Origin of the sequence: Vibrio agarilyticus (assembly GCF_012641465.1) — a bacterium.
In the GTDB taxonomy this organism is placed as follows: domain Bacteria; phylum Pseudomonadota; class Gammaproteobacteria; order Enterobacterales; family Vibrionaceae; genus Vibrio; species Vibrio agarilyticus.
Genome location: NZ_JABAIK010000008.1, coordinates 45,070 through 60,766, shown reverse-complemented (window position 1 = coordinate 60,766; position 15,697 = coordinate 45,070). Strand labels below are relative to the sequence as shown.

At 48.7% G+C, this 15,697-nt stretch carries 17 protein-coding genes; 11 read left to right on the top strand and 6 right to left on the bottom strand.

The window, feature by feature from the left end:
- Nucleotides 1-103: 103 nt before the first annotated feature.
- Together map and glnD are read left to right on the top strand one after the other, a co-directional pair.
- On the top strand, nucleotides 104-982 hold the full coding sequence (gene map / locus HGP28_RS09640; RefSeq protein WP_168836247.1) for a type I methionyl aminopeptidase: 879 nt from the start codon (nucleotides 104-106) through the stop codon (nucleotides 980-982).
- 133 nt (nucleotides 983-1,115) lie between these two features.
- The gene (glnD, locus tag HGP28_RS09635) at nucleotides 1,116-3,749 is read left to right on the top strand and encodes a bifunctional uridylyltransferase/uridylyl-removing protein GlnD (RefSeq protein WP_168836246.1); all 2,634 of its coding nucleotides are present in this window, start codon (nucleotides 1,116-1,118) and stop codon (nucleotides 3,747-3,749) included.
- Here the strand turns inward: glnD and truC are convergent.
- Entirely contained in the window at nucleotides 3,735-4,505 is a 771-nt protein-coding gene (gene truC / locus HGP28_RS09630; RefSeq protein ID WP_168836245.1) for a tRNA pseudouridine(65) synthase TruC, read from the bottom strand. The two genes, glnD and truC, sit on opposite strands and share 15 nt — an antisense overlap.
- On the bottom strand, nucleotides 4,502-4,831 hold the full coding sequence (locus HGP28_RS09625) for a YqcC family protein (RefSeq protein ID WP_168836244.1): 330 nt from the start codon (nucleotides 4,829-4,831) through the stop codon (nucleotides 4,502-4,504). Before HGP28_RS09625 ends, truC begins: the two co-directional genes overlap by 4 nt.
- A 108-nt stretch (nucleotides 4,832-4,939) precedes the next feature.
- Between HGP28_RS09625 and HGP28_RS09620 the strand changes: the two genes are divergently transcribed.
- The 5 genes from HGP28_RS09620 (at nucleotide 4,940) to HGP28_RS09600 (ending at nucleotide 9,018) form a co-directional block, all read left to right on the top strand.
- On the top strand, nucleotides 4,940-5,986 hold the full coding sequence (locus tag HGP28_RS09620) for a DUF3549 family protein (protein ID WP_168836243.1): 1,047 nt from the start codon (nucleotides 4,940-4,942) through the stop codon (nucleotides 5,984-5,986).
- Nucleotides 5,983-6,282, top strand: a complete 300-nt coding sequence (locus tag HGP28_RS09615; RefSeq protein WP_168836242.1) for a DUF3301 domain-containing protein — start codon at nucleotides 5,983-5,985, stop codon at nucleotides 6,280-6,282. Before HGP28_RS09620 ends, HGP28_RS09615 begins: the two co-directional genes overlap by 4 nt.
- 651 nt (nucleotides 6,283-6,933) lie before the next feature.
- Nucleotides 6,934-7,227, top strand: a complete 294-nt coding sequence (locus HGP28_RS09610) for a hypothetical protein (protein WP_168836241.1) — start codon at nucleotides 6,934-6,936, stop codon at nucleotides 7,225-7,227.
- Complete coding sequence (locus HGP28_RS09605; RefSeq protein ID WP_168836240.1) at nucleotides 7,224-7,673, top strand: YaiI/YqxD family protein; 450 nt, start codon at nucleotides 7,224-7,226, stop codon at nucleotides 7,671-7,673. Before HGP28_RS09610 ends, HGP28_RS09605 begins: the two co-directional genes overlap by 4 nt.
- Before the next feature lie 415 nt (nucleotides 7,674-8,088).
- A complete protein-coding gene (locus HGP28_RS09600) occupies nucleotides 8,089-9,018 on the top strand; it encodes an SDR family NAD(P)-dependent oxidoreductase (RefSeq protein WP_168836239.1) in 930 nt (309 codons plus the stop codon).
- Nucleotides 9,019-9,208: 190 nt separating this feature from the next.
- On the opposite strand, the gene ykgO is transcribed toward HGP28_RS09600, so the two are convergent.
- Nucleotides 9,209-9,334, bottom strand: coding sequence for a type B 50S ribosomal protein L36 (ykgO, locus tag HGP28_RS09595; RefSeq protein ID WP_165310540.1), 126 nt, complete (start codon nucleotides 9,332-9,334; stop codon nucleotides 9,209-9,211).
- Complete coding sequence (locus HGP28_RS09590) at nucleotides 9,331-9,609, bottom strand: type B 50S ribosomal protein L31 (RefSeq protein ID WP_168836238.1); 279 nt, start codon at nucleotides 9,607-9,609, stop codon at nucleotides 9,331-9,333. The genes ykgO and HGP28_RS09590 overlap by 4 nt, the downstream gene beginning before the upstream one ends.
- Nucleotides 9,610-9,812: 203 nt before the next feature.
- Here HGP28_RS09590 and tsaA point away from each other — a divergent pair, with 203 nt between their 5' ends.
- The 4 genes from tsaA (at nucleotide 9,813) to HGP28_RS09570 (ending at nucleotide 12,914) form a co-directional block, all read left to right on the top strand.
- Nucleotides 9,813-10,517: a tRNA (N6-threonylcarbamoyladenosine(37)-N6)-methyltransferase TrmO gene (tsaA, locus tag HGP28_RS09585; protein WP_168836237.1), complete on the top strand. Its 705-nt coding sequence runs from the start codon at nucleotides 9,813-9,815 to the stop codon at nucleotides 10,515-10,517.
- A gap of 121 nt (nucleotides 10,518-10,638) precedes the next feature.
- The gene (locus HGP28_RS09580; protein ID WP_168836236.1) at nucleotides 10,639-12,354 is read left to right on the top strand and encodes a proline--tRNA ligase; all 1,716 of its coding nucleotides are present in this window, start codon (nucleotides 10,639-10,641) and stop codon (nucleotides 12,352-12,354) included.
- A gap of 156 nt (nucleotides 12,355-12,510) precedes the next feature.
- Nucleotides 12,511-12,717, top strand: coding sequence for a YaeP family protein (locus tag HGP28_RS09575; RefSeq protein ID WP_168836235.1), 207 nt, complete (start codon nucleotides 12,511-12,513; stop codon nucleotides 12,715-12,717).
- 5 nt (nucleotides 12,718-12,722) lie between these two features.
- A complete protein-coding gene (locus tag HGP28_RS09570) occupies nucleotides 12,723-12,914 on the top strand; it encodes a DUF4250 domain-containing protein (protein ID WP_168836234.1) in 192 nt (63 codons plus the stop codon).
- A gap of 205 nt (nucleotides 12,915-13,119) precedes the next feature.
- Here HGP28_RS09570 and HGP28_RS09565 read toward each other — a convergent pair whose 3' ends face one another.
- Both HGP28_RS09565 and HGP28_RS09560 read right to left on the bottom strand, forming a co-directional pair.
- Nucleotides 13,120-14,481 (bottom strand): sodium-dependent transporter, encoded by a 1,362-nt coding sequence (locus HGP28_RS09565; RefSeq protein ID WP_168836233.1) that lies wholly within the window; start codon nucleotides 14,479-14,481, stop codon nucleotides 13,120-13,122.
- 283 nt (nucleotides 14,482-14,764) lie between these two features.
- Entirely contained in the window at nucleotides 14,765-15,535 is a 771-nt protein-coding gene (locus HGP28_RS09560; RefSeq protein ID WP_168836232.1) for a DUF2884 family protein, read from the bottom strand.
- Nucleotides 15,536-15,697 lie beyond the last annotated feature (162 nt).

Sequence of the window (15,697 nt, the reverse complement as noted above, 5' to 3'; positions counted from 1 at the left end):
AAGCCTCTTGACTTCAAGGAATAGAGTTTGGGGTTCGAGTCACTTCCTGTTAAAATGCAGCGATTAGCACATTCCCGTGCCGCGAACAGTGTAGAGAAAGCGAATGTCTATCAAGATAAAAACTGCTGAAGAAATCGAACGTATGCGTCTTGCTGGCCAATTGGCCGCCGACATCTTAGAAATGATCGAGCCGCATATTCAAGAAGGTGTCACCACAGAAACGCTCAACCAAATTTGTCACGATTATGCGCTTGAGCGTGGAGCTTATTCTGCGCCACTGAATTATCACGGTTTTCCTAAATCGATTTGCACTTCAATCAACCACATTGTTTGTCACGGCATTCCTGCAGAGCAAGACGCACCTGGGGCCAATGGTCAAATGAAACCGGCGGTGCTGAAAAATGGCGATATCATCAATATTGATATCACCGTGATTGTGCCAAACGATGCCGACGCCGATCTCAACGAACGTCCAGCAGGTTACCATGGCGATACGTCAAAAATGTTCTTAGTGGGTGATGTATCGCCGGCGAACAAACGTCTATGCATGGTGGCTCAAGAGGCGCTTTACATTGGTATGCGTACCGTCAAGCCGGGATCAACCGTTGGCGATATCGGGACTGCGATTGAGAAGTACATTAAAGAAAACAATAAGAACAATCCGCGTAATAAGTTCTCTATTGTGCGCGATTTCTGTGGTCACGGCATTGGTGATGAGTTTCATGAAGAGCCTCAGGTGGTGCATTACCGCAACGCAGACCGCCGCGTCCTCAAAGAAGGGATGTGTTTTACCATTGAGCCGATGATCAATGCGGGTAAATTTGGCTGTACAGTCGATGCGCAAGATGATTGGACCGTTTACACCGGTGACGGCAAAAACTCCGCGCAATGGGAACACACCATTTTAGTCACCAAAACAGGCTGTGAGGTGCTAACACTGCGCAGTGACGATACCATCCCTCGTCTTATGAACAACCTGTGATCACGCTGTCCTCGCTTTGCGGGGACATTTTTTATCTCGAATACTCAGCCCAGTCATCGATGGTCATAAGTCGTATTGAGCCGTTAATCATAGTCACGATGACTCTGGGTATTCCAAAGCACGGATGACCTTTATGACGTTTCAGTGCCCTCTTGAACTCACTCACGAGCAACTTCAATTAGCCTCGCTCAAGCAGCAACTTGAGCATTTCACGCAGCAACAGAAAGCGGCGTTTTTCGCCCATGACTCTGTAACAGACTTAGTCCACCAGCGCTCGCAGTATATGGACAGAATGTTGACGCGTTTGTGGCAGCACTTTGGTTTTGCGGCGCAAGCGGATCTGGCCTTAGTCGCCGTCGGAGGGTACGGTCGCGGTGAACTTCATCCGCTCTCAGACATCGATATTTTGATCTTATCGCAGCAAAAACTCGGCAGTGAATGGGAAGCCAAAATCAGTGAGTTTATTACGCTGTTGTGGGATTTGCGTCTTGAAGTGGGCCACGCAGTACGCACTGTGGACGAATGTGCCGACATTGGTCGAAGCGACCTTACCGTCGCGACCAATTTGCAAGAAGCTCGCTTACTTGCCGGCAGTGAAGAGGCCTTTGATGCGCTGAAAAACGTTGTCTTGTCAGAGTCATTTTGGCCGAGCGAAACCTTCTATAAAGCCAAAATAGAAGAGCAGAAAGCGCGCCACGCTCGTTATCACGACACCACGTATAACCTAGAGCCCGACATTAAATCGACGCCCGGCGGCTTGCGTGATATTCACACCCTCAGCTGGGTGGCGCGCAGACATTTTGGCGCAACCACCTTACTTGAAATGAGCCGATTTGGCTTTTTAACTGACGCCGAATATCGCGAACTGGTGGAGTGCCAAGATTTCCTCTGGCGAGTTCGCTTTGCGCTGCACATTGAGCTAAAGCGTTACGACAATCGCCTCACCTTTGCCCATCAAGCTCAAGTGGCGGAACACCTTGGCTATGTCGGCGAAGGTAACCGTGGCGTAGAGATGATGATGAAAGAGTTTTATCGTACGCTGCGCCGCGTAGCAGAACTCAATAAAATGCTGCTCAAACTGTTTGATCAAGCAATATTACAAGGCGGCGCCAGCGAGCCTGCGCAAATTCTCGATGCGGATTTTCAGCGACGGGGGGCATTGATTGAAGCGCGTAAACCCGCTCTGTTCCAAGCGCGTCCCGAAACCATTCTTGATATGTTTTTGCATATCGCCAACGACTCAACCATTGAAGGCGTAAGCCCTCCAACTTTGCGTCAGCTGCGCACAGCAAGGCGTCGACTCAATCGCTTTTTGCATACGATCCCTGCGGCGCGCGAAAAATTTATGGCCCTGTGCCGTCACCCTAATGCATTGCATAAAGCCTTTAGCCTCATGCACAAACTTGGTGTGCTCGCCGCCTATTTGCCACAATGGAGCCAAATCGTCGGGCAAATGCAATTTGATCTTTTCCACGTTTATACCGTGGATGAACACAGCGTGCGACTGCTCAAACACATCAACACCTTCAGTTACGCAAAAAATCACGATAAACACCCGATCTGCTGCGAAGTGTATCCAAGATTACAGAAAAAAGAGCTACTGATTTTAGCCGCCATTTTTCACGACATTGGCAAAGGACGCGGAGGCGATCACTCTGTGATTGGCGCAGAAGAAGCCCTAACGTTCTGTTTAGAGCACGGCCTTTCTAAACCTGAAGCCAATCTTGTCTCTTGGCTGGTTCGCAACCATTTACTAATGTCGGTGACTGCGCAGCGCCGTGACATTTATGATCCCGATGTGATAGCGGAATTTGCCAAACAAGTGCGCGACGAGGAGTATTTAGAATACTTGGTGTGTCTCACGGTCGCTGACATTTGTGCCACCAATCCGGATCTTTGGAACAGTTGGAAACGCACTTTACTGGCCGAACTTTACTACTCGACACAACGCGCTCTGCGCCGCGGCTTAGAAAACCCGGTCGATGTGCGTGACCGAATACGGCATAACCAACAGATGGCCTCAGCATTACTGCGCAAAGAAGGTTTCAGTGCGCGCGCTATTGAGCAGCTTTGGCAACGTTTTAAAGCGAACTACTTTTTGCGTCACTCTCACAAGCAGATTGCGTGGCACAGTGAGCATATTTTGCGCCAAACAGACACTCAAGCCCCTTTGGTGCTAATGAGCAAAAATGCCACTCGAGGTGGCACTGAAGTGTTTGTCTACTGTAAAGACCAACCTGCCCTTTTTGCTACCGTGGTCGCCGAGTTAGACCGTCGCAACTTTAACGTTCACGACGCGCAGATCATGACGAGTAAAGACGGCTATGCGCTCGATACCTTCATGGTGCTTGACCATCAAGGGCATGTGATAGAAGCCGAACGCCATAAAGCGATTATTCGACACATTCAACACGTCCTCGCCGATGGCCGCCCAACGAAAATTAAGTCGCGCCGTACGCCGCAAAAATTGGCCCATTTTACCGTGAAAACACGGGTCGACTTTTTACCGACGAAAGGCAATAAACGCACCTTGATGGAGTTTGTCGCGCTCGATACGCCAGGATTATTGGCAACCGTTGGCGCAACGTTTGCAGAACTCAATCTCAATTTGCACGCAGCGAAAATCACCACGATTGGTGAGCGCGCTGAAGATTTATTTATTCTCACTGGCGCCAGTGGCGGCCGTTTGAGTGAAGAAGAACAAGGCGCATTACAACACGTACTGATTGAGCGAGTGACTGAGCTTGCGCCATCACAATCGGCCTAAAGGTTCAATACGTTCTGAAAGGCTGGCCTCGAGCAATTCGAGTGACCAGCCAAATCTTGCCATCAAATCTTGCCAAATTGCGTCAACAGGTGCCTTGATTATCAAAGGCTCACCGGTAAACGGATGGGTAAAGCGCAACGTTGCTGCATGCAATAAAAGGCGGTGCGCAGCGAACTCTTTACGAAATAGCGCATTATGTTTGCCGTCACCATGCGTGGTATCACCGACAATCGGATGGCGCAGATGCGCAAGATGGCGACGCAACTGATGCTTTCGCCCGGTTTTGGGCCAGAGTGTCACCAAACCATAACGCGTGGTCGCAAATTTGCCCGTTGAATAAGGTAACTCCACTTTCGCTAATGGCTGATATTCGGTAATGGCCTCTTGTGCCTCTTTTTCCTGACTGGCAAATTTATCCGCAATTTTATCTAACTCAACCTTGAGTGGATAATCGAGCACGCCTCCTTCTTCTATCCAGCCTCGCACTATCGCAAAATATTGCTTTTCCATTTGGTGATCTGCAAAGAGCGGCATTGCCTTGGCAGCCACCTCGCTGGATAAAGCAAACAGCAACACACCCGAAGTCGGTCTATCAAGGCGATGTAACGGAAAGACGTGCTGACCAATTTGGTCACGTAGTGTTTGCATGACAAACTGAGTTTCATGCTTATCAAGCCAGCTACGATGAACCAGCATACCGGCGGGTTTATTCACCGCGACAAAATAGGGGTCTTGATACAGGATCTCTAACATCATTGACTCATCATATCGAGTTGTTGCAGCAGTTGAAGCAGCGGTTGATAACGCGCCTCATGCTGCCAAACATGTGAAAAGTAGGGTTCTAATGCAAATCCACGCGGCAAAGGTTGCGCCTGTGCCAAAAGCGTGTGCATTTTCGGTAAAAAGACCCATTGGAGCCAAGCTTCTGGTGCCAACGTATCAATGGCGAAAGGGGCTTCGCTGGCCAACGCCTCGGCGCTTGGCGCGTTAGCCTGCCACAAATCAAGCACTCGAAGCTGACTTTCAATCGCATCTAACACGGTTTTTATTGATCCTGTTTTCACCGACACGGTTTCACCCATTGCTGCAGCTTTTTTGCAGGTAAATTCATTCTTGTTTACACTGTGGAGCTTAAAATTAACGACATCATACCAAACGACGTGGCGAGACAGGTATAACAAAGGATCTCTATGACCAGCATTCACACCCTAAGCGAGCTGCTACAAGGTAGCGGTTGTCACTACGCGATTTACGATTTAGGCCGTCGTCTCAATGCCATTTCACAAACGCAATTTTCAAATATTGAAGCGGGGAAATCGCCCTACCCCTACCCACTGCAACGCAAAGCGCATTTGGCGATAGCGTATTGGAATGACACCAAACAGCCGTGGATTTGGTTTCTCAAATTCGATTTGGATGAACGTGGCTTATTGCAGCCTGGCGACATTGGTCAATTTTTACACTACGTTTTCGAAGCTATGGGGAGCCGTCTTAGTGGTGACCTGTCACAAGCTGACCAACAAAAACTGGCCAACAACCCATTCACTTACAAACCAACCGAAGACAAACTCGCGGTGTTTCACAGCCAGCTTCGCACACAGCTCAAAATGCCCACCAGCGCGTATTACGAACATGCGCAGCACTATCTAAGTGGTCAGCTCGGCTGGGAGAATTGGCAAACGGTCGGGTTGCAAGGCATCAGTGATGTGTGCGCGCGGCTTGATAGCGAACAAAACTCCGTATTGGTGCGCAAAGCGCTACCTCATTTGCCGACTGAGCCTCGTTACGCGTTACTAGGGGCGCTGGAACATGGTGTGATTAATGAAACGCTCGCCAAACGCGTCATCGAGCTTGCGGAATTTGAAATCGACCAAGCATCCCCTGATCTCTTCTTAATCGCGGCCTACTTGCGCGCCCTTTCAGGCGCCGATGCCAAGCTGTGTTTGCCGCTAGTAAGTCGTATTTTAAACGCGCCAGAGCTGGCTCATCCTGAGATTTTAATCGCTATCGCCGGCCGCTCTTGGCACTGGCTTGCACTCGATGGAATGGCAGAGCCCTTTTTGATTGCCTTAGCCAATGGCCAACGTCCCGCATTATTTCAACAAGTCTTTGCTGATTTAGTCATGTTGCCACCATTACGCTTAATTTTGCTGCCGTTGCTTCACTCAAGCCCATCGCCTCAGTTAGCGCAGGCTTTGCAAAACTTGCAGCAAAGTACCAGAGGGCAAGAGGCATGATGGGAGATCTGCTCGCTATTTTACTGTTGGCGCTGCTCTGTTTTGCTTTTTGGCAACAACGGCGACAAGCCGAGCTGGCGCGCGCGGCCATCAGCCAAAAGTGCCGAAGCTTGGATTTACAACTGATCAGTGTGGCGTTTGGCGCCCATCGCTTTAAAACGCCAAAAGGACAATGGCGCTGGCACACCATCTATCGCTTTGAGTTTTCGGCACTCGGCGACGATTGTTATCAAGGTGAAATGACGATGGTCGGCTTTCACGCTATCGCCTTTGATCTGCCGCCGCATCGCATCTAAAAAATAAGCCCCAACACGTCTGTGTTGGGGCTTTATTTCTTTGCGCAGCATTCCGGCTACTGAGTTCCGTTCCCACAATCATCCATAATCACTGCAATCCCTTTTGCAGATCCTATCGCGCCATCCTAGCGGTGTCCTGCGTCTTCCCGACTGCTTAACCTCATGTTAAGCGCTCGTCACTTGTTCCTTGAGCGGTGTCCCTGCCCTTCATCCTAAGGGGTTCCTGCTATCCCTGACTCAACATTCCCGTTGAGTATGGCTCCATGCCGGCAAGCGACTCCGTCTGCTCGCTTTCGTCTTCCTGACAGACCAACTCCTTGGGGTAGTCTCACGTCAACTCCCTGCTGACACCTTCTACTTTATGCGCCTTTTCATACCTTTGCAGCAAGCCGCTACAATTATTTTTTATTGAAATCCATTACATACTCATAACAAGTCTTATGAATGAATGAGTTAGCCATAAAAATGCATCCATTTGCACATCTAAATTGCCAATTTTCCCACAGACTTTGTAAGCGATCTCGCACACGATAAGGTCAATTTTGCCATCGAGATAGCAAAACATATAATATATACCCAAGCCATTCTCGCTGAACCACGCATCTTGAAGTGACTTGGGTATAATGCTCGCGATCGATGAAAGGAGAACCCATGAAAACTCAAAACGTGACACAAGAGCTTGAGACTGTACTGGCTCAGCTTGGACAACAGGGAAAAACACCAACTGTAGCTCTCGTTAAGGCTCGCCTTACGACCGCAGTGCCAATCCCTGCGATTATTGCGGCGATCAAAAGCTGGAAAAACATGCAGCATGTGCCCAAAATCGAAGTCGCGGCAGCCACATCAACTGAGGCGGAGCGGATCACAACACTTGAAACGCAAGTGGCTCAGCTCCTTGAGCGAGTCAGTCAATTAGAACAGCAACTAAACGAGCAAATGAAATGAAAATTTGGGTTGATGCCGATGCGTGTCCAAAAGTGATCCGGGATACGCTGATCCGCGCCGCTGAGCGAACGGGAGTCGAATGCACTTTTGTTGCGAATCACACCATTCCCCTGCCAACACGGCAAAACCTACGCTTCTTACAGGTGGCAAGTGGGTTTGATATCGCCGACCACGAAATTGTGGCGCGCGTCGATGAAGGCGATTTAGTTATCACCTCTGATATTCCATTAGCTGATGAGGTGATCACTAAAGGCGCTCACGCTCTCAGTAGTCGGGGCGAACTTTTTACCAAAGAGAACATCAAATCTCGGCTCAATATTCGTGATTTTATGGATACATTACGCGCAAGCGGCATTCAGACAGGTGGCCCTGCAGCACTGTCACAAACCGAACGCCGTGAGTTTGCCAATCAGCTGGACCGTTTTCTGGCAAAAGCCGCGAAATAGTGAGGTCTATTTTCACGTTGTTTAACGCAGCTTTCGTTTCAGTAATAGTCGATTCAGATATTGGCTCCTAGCGAGCAAGTTGTCTTGGATATCAAAATGCAGTAACAAGACGTTAGGGACCAACATCCACCGATAACAATACCAACCTAATCCGATAGTACGCCAGTACGCTACCGCTGGCGTTAGCTATAATGTCTCTACCGATGTACCGCTGACTATACCCCAACAACTTGAAGATGCAGATAGGTGACCGACGAACAAAGCCTCTGAGCACTTCGTGAACATAGATAAACTATGTGATGAGGTTTGTGAGTGCCCGTCCCTATCTCGTTAACAAAAAGCGCTGCAACTTCAAGTAGGACGAGTATAACGTCTCCACAGCAATGCTCATCTGCCCCAGCTACAGGTAATTCATATGGCTCATTCTTCCATTCTCATCACTGGCGCAAATTCTGGACTCGGATTTGAAGCTGCAAAACAATTTGCCCAACAAGACGGCATTTCTAAGATTATTTTGGCCTGTCGCAACCAAACACGAGCACAAGAGGCACTTCAGCGACTGGAAGCGCTTACGGGCAAAAAGATCTTTGAGATCTTGGTTGTTGACGTTAGCAGTTTAGAGTCCTGCCACGCCGCGGCCAAAAGCCTCAACACGAACATTGATGGCATGATTTTAAATGCTGGTGGAGGTGGTGGAACTGAACCGACCAAAATGACAAAAGAGGGTGTCACGTTTATTTTTGCAGCGAATGTATTAGGGCATGTTTACTTGACCGATCTACTTATCAACAATGGCAAACTCTCCAAGGAAGGCACTGTGATGTATGTAGCAAGCTTTGCAGCGCGTGGCGCACCCGAGATCGGCGCGGCGAAACCGCCCATCAATGACGGTTCGATTGCAGAGTGGACGTCGGTAGTGAATGGTGAAAAATTTGTTCGTAACAATACGTATACTGACATCTACGGCTCCGTAAAGCTCATGGGTGCTATGTGGACTATGAGCATGGCAAGACAACACCCTCAAATGCGTTTTGTCACTATTGACCCTGGCATGGCTCGAGGCACAGCAGGCACCGCAACGCTCCCTTGGCACCAGCGCTGGATGATGGAAGCGGCGATGTGGGTGATGCAACGACTAGGTAAGGCCCATTCCGTCGAGGTCGGCGCGAAACGTTACGTGGATGTCATGCTCGATGATGATAATTTTAAATCTGGGGTTTGGTGGGGCAGTGAAAAAGGGCTTACTGGAAAGCTGGCTGACCAAGTAACATACTGGCCTGAGCTTATTGGCAATGAATCCGCGCAAGACAATGCCAATACCGTTATTCATCAATTTATACACTGATATACCCAAACAACATGAAAGCGCAGCTAGGCGACAAGCAAGCAAAGCCTCTGAGCACTTCGTGAACATAGATAAACTATGTGATGAGGCTTTCGAGCACCAGTCAACAACGCTGCGACTTCAAGTGGGATGGGTATATAGCCAAAATAACGACATTAAAGGTTGAGGGTAGAGTATCGCTCAAATAAAACTACCTTTGCACCGCTTTAAAACGAGGATTTGCTTTGCAAATCACGTATAAACGCCCACGACGCTTGACGATTTGGCAATCAGGATGGCGACTTTTCGCGCTTTTTAACGATGACAATACCTTCATTCTGACTCGTTACCCTTTTCATTGGTTTTACCAAACTGACCAAAACGGCGGTTAAAGTTGGCAATACGCCCTTCTGCTTGCACCACACGCTGCTTACCGGTGTAAAACGGATGCGATGCCGATGAGACCTCAATAGTGAAATAAGGGTATGTCTTGCCATCTTTCCACTCTATGGTTCGATCGGTTTTCAGCGTTGAACCAACAATAAAATACTCATCGACACTGGTGTCGTGAAAGACGACTGGACGGTAATCAGGATGGATATCTGGTTTCATAATTGCACTCCACATGAGATGTTATAACATAACAAATGATAACCACTCTCAATTGAGTAAGCAAGTCAAAGTTATGCTAATGTTCGTCCACGATTGACGTACGTACCCAAATGACCAGCTGCCTCCATTCACCTAAAGGCGCATAAGTCTCAACTTGCAAGGTGACAACGGCGAGTCGCGAGGGATACCACTAAAGATGGCAGATGAGCGTGAACTATTCCATTAATCCAATTGGCCACATTGAGAGTCCTTACAAAGAAAAATTTGCAGTGCCTCGCCAGCCTCGCCTCGTACCGGCGGCGACATCACGTGTCAAACTGGTTGGGGCTGCAAATAACCTTGAATCGGTGCGTGGCATTGAGCAATTTAGCCATTTGTGGTTGCTGTTTTTGTTTGATCAAAATTTAACTGCAGGCTGGAAACCCACCGTTAGACCGCCGCGTCTTGGCGGAAATGAACGTATTGGGGTCTTTGCTTCTCGCGCCACGTTTCGCCCTAATGGCATTGGTATGTCAGCGGTCGAATTGCATAGCGTGACGAAAACGGGCGATCAAATCTATCTCGATCTCGGCGGAGTTGATCTTGTCGACGGTACGCCCATTCTCGATATCAAGCCTTATATCCCCTATTCAGACGCCATTGTTCAAGCAAGCGGAGGGTACGCCGATTCAGAGCCTGAGACACTCTCTGTCACTTGGCAAGGGGAGGCACTCGCCATGCTAGAGCGCCAAGCCAATTACACGCATCAACGCGCTGTGATTGAGCAAGTCTTAGCGCTTGACCCACGTCCAGCTTACAAAAAAGGTCGTCATGACCCTAAGCAATACGCCGTGCGACTGTTTGATCTTAACGTCAAATTTACCGTCGATGAAACCGGTGTGACGGTTAGTGCAATAGAATGCTTTTGACAATGGACTTTGACTGTTATTATTAGCGGCTACGCTTGCGCGCGGTAAACGCTCAAGCATAGCTTCTAAGCTCAAGTGCACCTAAACTTGAGACTTCCACTTCACTAAACGGATAAATTGAATGCGTACCAGTAATTATCTTCTTTCTACGCTAAAGGAGACTCCAAACGACGCAGAAGTTGTGAGCCACCAGCTCATGCTACGTGCAGGTATGATCCGTAAGCTAGCTTCAGGTCTTTATACCTGGCTACCTACTGGTCTTCGTGTACTGCGTAAAGTCGAAAACATCGTTCGTCAAGAGATCGACAATGCCGGAGCAATCGAGATCTTAATGCCGGTTGTTCAGCCGTTTGAGCTGTGGGAAGAGACTGGCCGCTCTGAAAAAATGGGCCCTGAACTGCTTCGCTTTACTGACCGCCATACGCGTCCGTTTGTTCTAAGCCCAACGGCTGAAGAAGTGGTTACCGCATTGGTACGCAATGAAGTCAGCTCATATAAACAGCTGCCTATGAATCTGTACCAAATTCAAACTAAATTCCGTGATGAGCGCCGCCCACGTTTTGGCGTAATGCGCGCACGTGAATTTAGCATGATGGACGCTTATAGCTTTGACATTGACAAAGCTGGTCTCGAAAAATCTTACCAAGCGATGCACGATGCTTATTGTAAAGCGTTTGATCGCATGGGCCTTGAGTACCGTCCTGTATTGGCTGACTCTGGCGCTATCGGTGGTAATGGCTCACAAGAGTTCCACGTTCTCGCAGAAAGCGGCGAAGATTTGATCGCGTTCTCAACCGAGTCCGATTATGCGGCCAACATTGAAAAAGCCGAAGCGGTTGCGCCAGCAACTGAACGCGCAGCGCCTTCGGTGGAAATGACGCTGGTTGATACACCAAACGCCAAAACCATCGCAGAGCTGGTTGAGCAGCATGGCCTTGCGATTGAAAAAACCGTTAAGACGTTGTTTGTTAAGGCCTCTGATGAGATTGATGCGCCTATCGTAGCTCTCATCATTCGTGGCGACCACGAGCTGAATGAAATTAAAGCGGAAAACCTAGCCGAAGTGGCAGCGCCACTTGAAATGGCCAGCGAAGAAGAGATCCGCGCACTTATCGGCGCAGGTCCTGGCTCTTTAGGCCCTGTCGGGCTTGAACTACCATTCATCGTTGACCGCACCGTTGCAGTGATGAGCGACTTTGGCGCAGGCGCGAACGTAGATGGTAAACACTACTTCGGCATCAACTGGGGCCGTGACGTTGAGCTAGGTCAAGTTGCTGATTTGCGTAACGTTGTTGAAGGCGATCCAAGCCCATGTGGTCAAGGCACACTGCTGCTTAAACGCGGCATTGAAGTGGGCCACATCTTCCAGCTAGGCACCACCTATTCTGAAAAGATGAACTGTGGCGTACTCGACTCAAACGGTAAGAACGTGATTCTTGAGATGGGTTGTTACGGCATTGGTGTCTCGCGTGTGGTCGCGGCGGCGATTGAACAAAACCACGACAAATTCGGCATCATCTGGCCAGATGCTCTTGCGCCATTCCAAGTGGCTATCGTGCCAATGAACATGCATAAATCTGAGCGCGTTCAGGAAGCGGCGGAGAAGCTTTATACGGAATTGACGGCGATGGGCATCGAAGTCCTGTTTGACGATCGTAAAGAGCGCCCAGGTGTGATGTTCTCTGACATTGAGCTGATTGGCGTGCCGCACACCATCGTTATCGGTGATCGCAGCATGGACGAAGGTCATTTTGAATATAAAAATCGTCGCAGCGGTGAAAAAACGCCTGTTGCGATGGCCGATATCGTCGAACACATTAAAGCGCAGCTTCAATAATTAAATTGATTTTTGTGTGATTATTAAAAGGTCAGCTGATGCTGGCCTTTTTTATTGCACAAAATCATTGCAAAGAAAAATCAGCCATACCCATTTTTGTCTTTATCACTGCTGATGTGTATAGTGAGCGCAGTTATTTATTTCTAGGAAAAATCCATGCTTGTTTACAGCTGTTGTGATCTTGTACGTGAGCTTTACGCTCAAATTGGTAGTGGCGATCAGGCCTATGTTCCACAAGCGATTTCGTGCGCGGTCAAAACCTTAAACGATATCGCCGCCGATGAGTCACTGCCAAAAGAAACGCGTGAAAGAGCGGCTTTTGCCGCGGCGAATTTACTCATTTCAGACTTTGAAGATAAGTAAGCCTCATGACGTTATCCAATTTCGAATCCATGGACGTGGTGATGCTCATGAGCATCGTCAATATGAAATTACGCGACGACTTTTCGGGTGATTTAGATAAGCTTTGTGCGTTTTTTGATATCAGTCGTAGCGCGCTCGAAGCGCGTTTGGCGACGGCAAATTTTGAGTTCTTACCTGACGTCGGTCAGTTTCGTTAATGTGATTTGAGAGACAGATTTTTCGACATTCGCAGGTGTGTCTCTCTTTTTGAATGCTCAAGTCAGGGTTGCGCTGGTGACTATCTGATGATCACTGGCTATGAGCATGTTCCGTTTTAACTCTCACTATTTCCCTTCGCGTTCATCAAACGGACGTTAGGTACAAGCTCATCAGCAAGACAAGCTCATACCCAAACTAACAAACTTATCCCAAGGATGCCCAAATCACGGTTGCCACTAATAACGGGCACACAAACTTCACATAAGCAGGCCAAATTTTACCAAAGAAGCCCTGCTCAAATTCTGGATTACCTTGCTTAAGCTCATTGATTTTACTATTTCGGCTCCATACCCAACCGCCGAAGAGGCAAAATAGTAGCGCCGCAACTGGCTGAACATACTGAGTCGATACCGTTGCTACCAAGCCAAACAGCGCGCCAAAGTTAAAGCAGATGAAAACACTGAACAGCAAAATCAAACCGCCTAACGCCCAAGAGGTTACACCTCGGCGCGTGCCACAGCGTTCACTCACCAGCGCAACCGGACACTCCAACATAGAGATAGACGACGTTAGCGCAGCAATAGTCAGTAGTAAAAAGAAGACCACGGCAAAAAGCTGACCGACAAAACCTAGACTATCAAACATCAGTGGCAGCACTTGGAATACAAGCGTATCTGAGTTGAGTAGCGAGCCATCTTCTGCGTAGATTTGGACCCCTTTTTGCATCGCAACAAACATCGCTGGCATCACCACTAAGCCTGCGATAAACGCGACAGCCGTATCAACTAAAGTGACGTTCATCGCCATTTTAGGCAAATTCTCTTTCTTACTAAGGTAAGAGCCGTAAATCAGCATTGAACAGCCGCCAATGGTCAGCGAGAAAAAGCCCTGTCCCATTGCTGCCAGCACCAGTTTACGATCAAACACTTGAGAAAAATCGGGCACCAGATAATGCTTGAGGCCTTCCATCGCTCCGTCTTGCGTCATGATGTAGACAAACAGCACGGCAAACAACACAAACAGCGCTGGCATAAGGCGTGTTGACCATTTCTCAATGCCCTGCTTTACCCCACCTTGCACGATGTAAATCGTCAGAAGGTAGAACACTACTGTGCCAAAGACGTTGCGTTCAATACTAAAGCCTTTAAACCATGCGGTTGCTGCTTCAAGACCGGCCAATTCAGTTATCGCGCCCAGCATAAAGCAGATGATCCAGCCACCGACGATGCTATAAAACGCTAGTACCAAACAAGGCACACTTAGGCCGACCCAACCAACGACTTCACCCACACGCTTACCAGCAGGGCTGCTTGTCAGTGAGCGCATACTATCCACAGGGTTTGCTTGACCGTGACGGCCAATGGCCATTTCAATCACCAGCATAGGAAAGGCGACGACAAGGATCATCACCAAATAGACCAACAAGAATGCGCCGCCACCATTACTGGCCGCTTGCGTTGGAAAGCCCCAAATATTACCTAGGCCAACCGCCGCGCCAGCTGCAGCTAAAATAAAGCCCAGTCTTGAGCCAAAATGTTCACGAGAAGAAGAGGTTTGCTGCGTCATACTACTTTACTACCGCATCATTAAACTAGCTAGCTAGTACGATATCCTAAGCAATGAAGCGAGACAAGCAAAATTATCGGACAATGGGCGCCCAATTTGAAATTTATGTGCTCATATACGAAACAGCCCCACAGATATACCCAAACAACTTGGCGTTGCAGGTAGGCGGCAAACGCGCAAAGCCTCTGAGCACTTCGTGAACATAGACAACTATGTGATGCGGTTTGCGAGAGCCAGCCAACACCCCTGCAATTTCAAGTGGGACAGGTATACTTCGCCGCAATTAGCGCTCCACTTTAATTGCTGAGAATGGCTGCAATTGCGGTACTAGCTGCTGAAGCTCGCGCTGATGCAGCTCGGTTTGCGCCAATGACTGGCACCAGTTGAGCCACTGTTGGTCAAGCTCACCTTTGTGCTCTTGCATGCGTTTTTTTACCGCAAGGCTCAACTCACTTATTTTTTGCGACAATTCAGTCAGGTTAATCCGTCCATTTTGCGCCATCTCTTGTGTCATAAGCTCAAACGCGCTCGTCGTCATGGCTTGGCTCAGGAGCGTCTTTGCCTGCTCCAAATCCCCCTGCCAACGCTGCGAAAACTGGCCCATTTGTGTGACTGGAATGGTCCAATCTCCGTCAACGTTGAGCTGACTCTGCCACTGCGTCACAAAGTCGGTTAATGATGTTTTAGCCCCGTCAAACACACCAGGACTTGCCACACTAAGTGCCGCTTCATCAAGCACTTGGTGGGCTAAAATTAGAGTTTTCTCCGTCAGCGCATGCGCTTTGGGAAGATAGGTTAAAACATTACTACGGTAACGCTCTAATGCGCTTTGCTGCTCAGGGCTCAGTGTTTGCTTCACTCCATTGAGTTTGAGCTGATTGGTTGCCGTCAGCGCTGCGATATCACCTTGCTGATTTTCTATCGTAATTTGGCGGTTATTCAGTCGTATTTCATTTTCTATTGCAACGCGGCATGGCGCCGCGATGGCTGCGGTATTGAGCACACAATAGGTGAAAACAGATACAAGCAACAAACGCCATCGACTCGTCATCATTGCCACTCCCTTTCGATTTTGTTTTTACGTGTTTATTGCTCGGTTCAAGCCGGATACTGAATAACCATAGCAGTATTTCATTATAGTGGCGTGTATAGCCAAACAACTTGGCGTTGCAGGTAGGCGACCAGCGAACAAAACCGCTGAGCACTTCGTGAACAT

Excerpts from the sequence above, each read along its gene's own strand:
- HGP28_RS09565 (WP_168836233.1), bottom strand. The coding sequence starts at position 14,481 with ATGACGCAGCAAACCTCTTCTTCTCGTGAACATTTTGGCTCAAGACTG.
- HGP28_RS09605 (WP_168836240.1), top strand. The coding sequence starts at position 7,224 with ATGAAAATTTGGGTTGATGCCGATGCGTGTCCAAAAGTGATCCGGGAT.
- tsaA (WP_168836237.1), top strand. The coding sequence starts at position 9,813 with ATGAGCGTGAACTATTCCATTAATCCAATTGGCCACATTGAGAGTCCT.
- HGP28_RS09570 (WP_168836234.1), top strand. The coding sequence starts at position 12,723 with ATGACGTTATCCAATTTCGAATCCATGGACGTGGTGATGCTCATGAGC.
- ykgO (WP_165310540.1), bottom strand. The coding sequence starts at position 9,334 with ATGAAGGTATTGTCATCGTTAAAAAGCGCGAAAAGTCGCCATCCTGAT.
- HGP28_RS09610 (WP_168836241.1), top strand. The coding sequence starts at position 6,934 with ATGAAAACTCAAAACGTGACACAAGAGCTTGAGACTGTACTGGCTCAG.
- HGP28_RS09590 (WP_168836238.1), bottom strand. The coding sequence starts at position 9,609 with ATGAAACCAGATATCCATCCTGATTACCGTCCAGTCGTCTTTCACGAC.
- HGP28_RS09575 (WP_168836235.1), top strand. The coding sequence starts at position 12,511 with ATGCTTGTTTACAGCTGTTGTGATCTTGTACGTGAGCTTTACGCTCAA.
- map (WP_168836247.1), top strand. The coding sequence starts at position 104 with ATGTCTATCAAGATAAAAACTGCTGAAGAAATCGAACGTATGCGTCTT.
- HGP28_RS09560 (WP_168836232.1), bottom strand. The coding sequence starts at position 15,535 with ATGATGACGAGTCGATGGCGTTTGTTGCTTGTATCTGTTTTCACCTAT.
- HGP28_RS09620 (WP_168836243.1), top strand. The coding sequence starts at position 4,940 with ATGACCAGCATTCACACCCTAAGCGAGCTGCTACAAGGTAGCGGTTGT.
- glnD (WP_168836246.1), top strand. The coding sequence starts at position 1,116 with ATGACGTTTCAGTGCCCTCTTGAACTCACTCACGAGCAACTTCAATTA.
- HGP28_RS09600 (WP_168836239.1), top strand. The coding sequence starts at position 8,089 with ATGGCTCATTCTTCCATTCTCATCACTGGCGCAAATTCTGGACTCGGA.
- HGP28_RS09615 (WP_168836242.1), top strand. The coding sequence starts at position 5,983 with ATGATGGGAGATCTGCTCGCTATTTTACTGTTGGCGCTGCTCTGTTTT.
- HGP28_RS09580 (WP_168836236.1), top strand. The coding sequence starts at position 10,639 with ATGCGTACCAGTAATTATCTTCTTTCTACGCTAAAGGAGACTCCAAAC.
- HGP28_RS09625 (WP_168836244.1), bottom strand. The coding sequence starts at position 4,831 with ATGGGTGAAACCGTGTCGGTGAAAACAGGATCAATAAAAACCGTGTTA.
- truC (WP_168836245.1), bottom strand. The coding sequence starts at position 4,505 with ATGATGTTAGAGATCCTGTATCAAGACCCCTATTTTGTCGCGGTGAAT.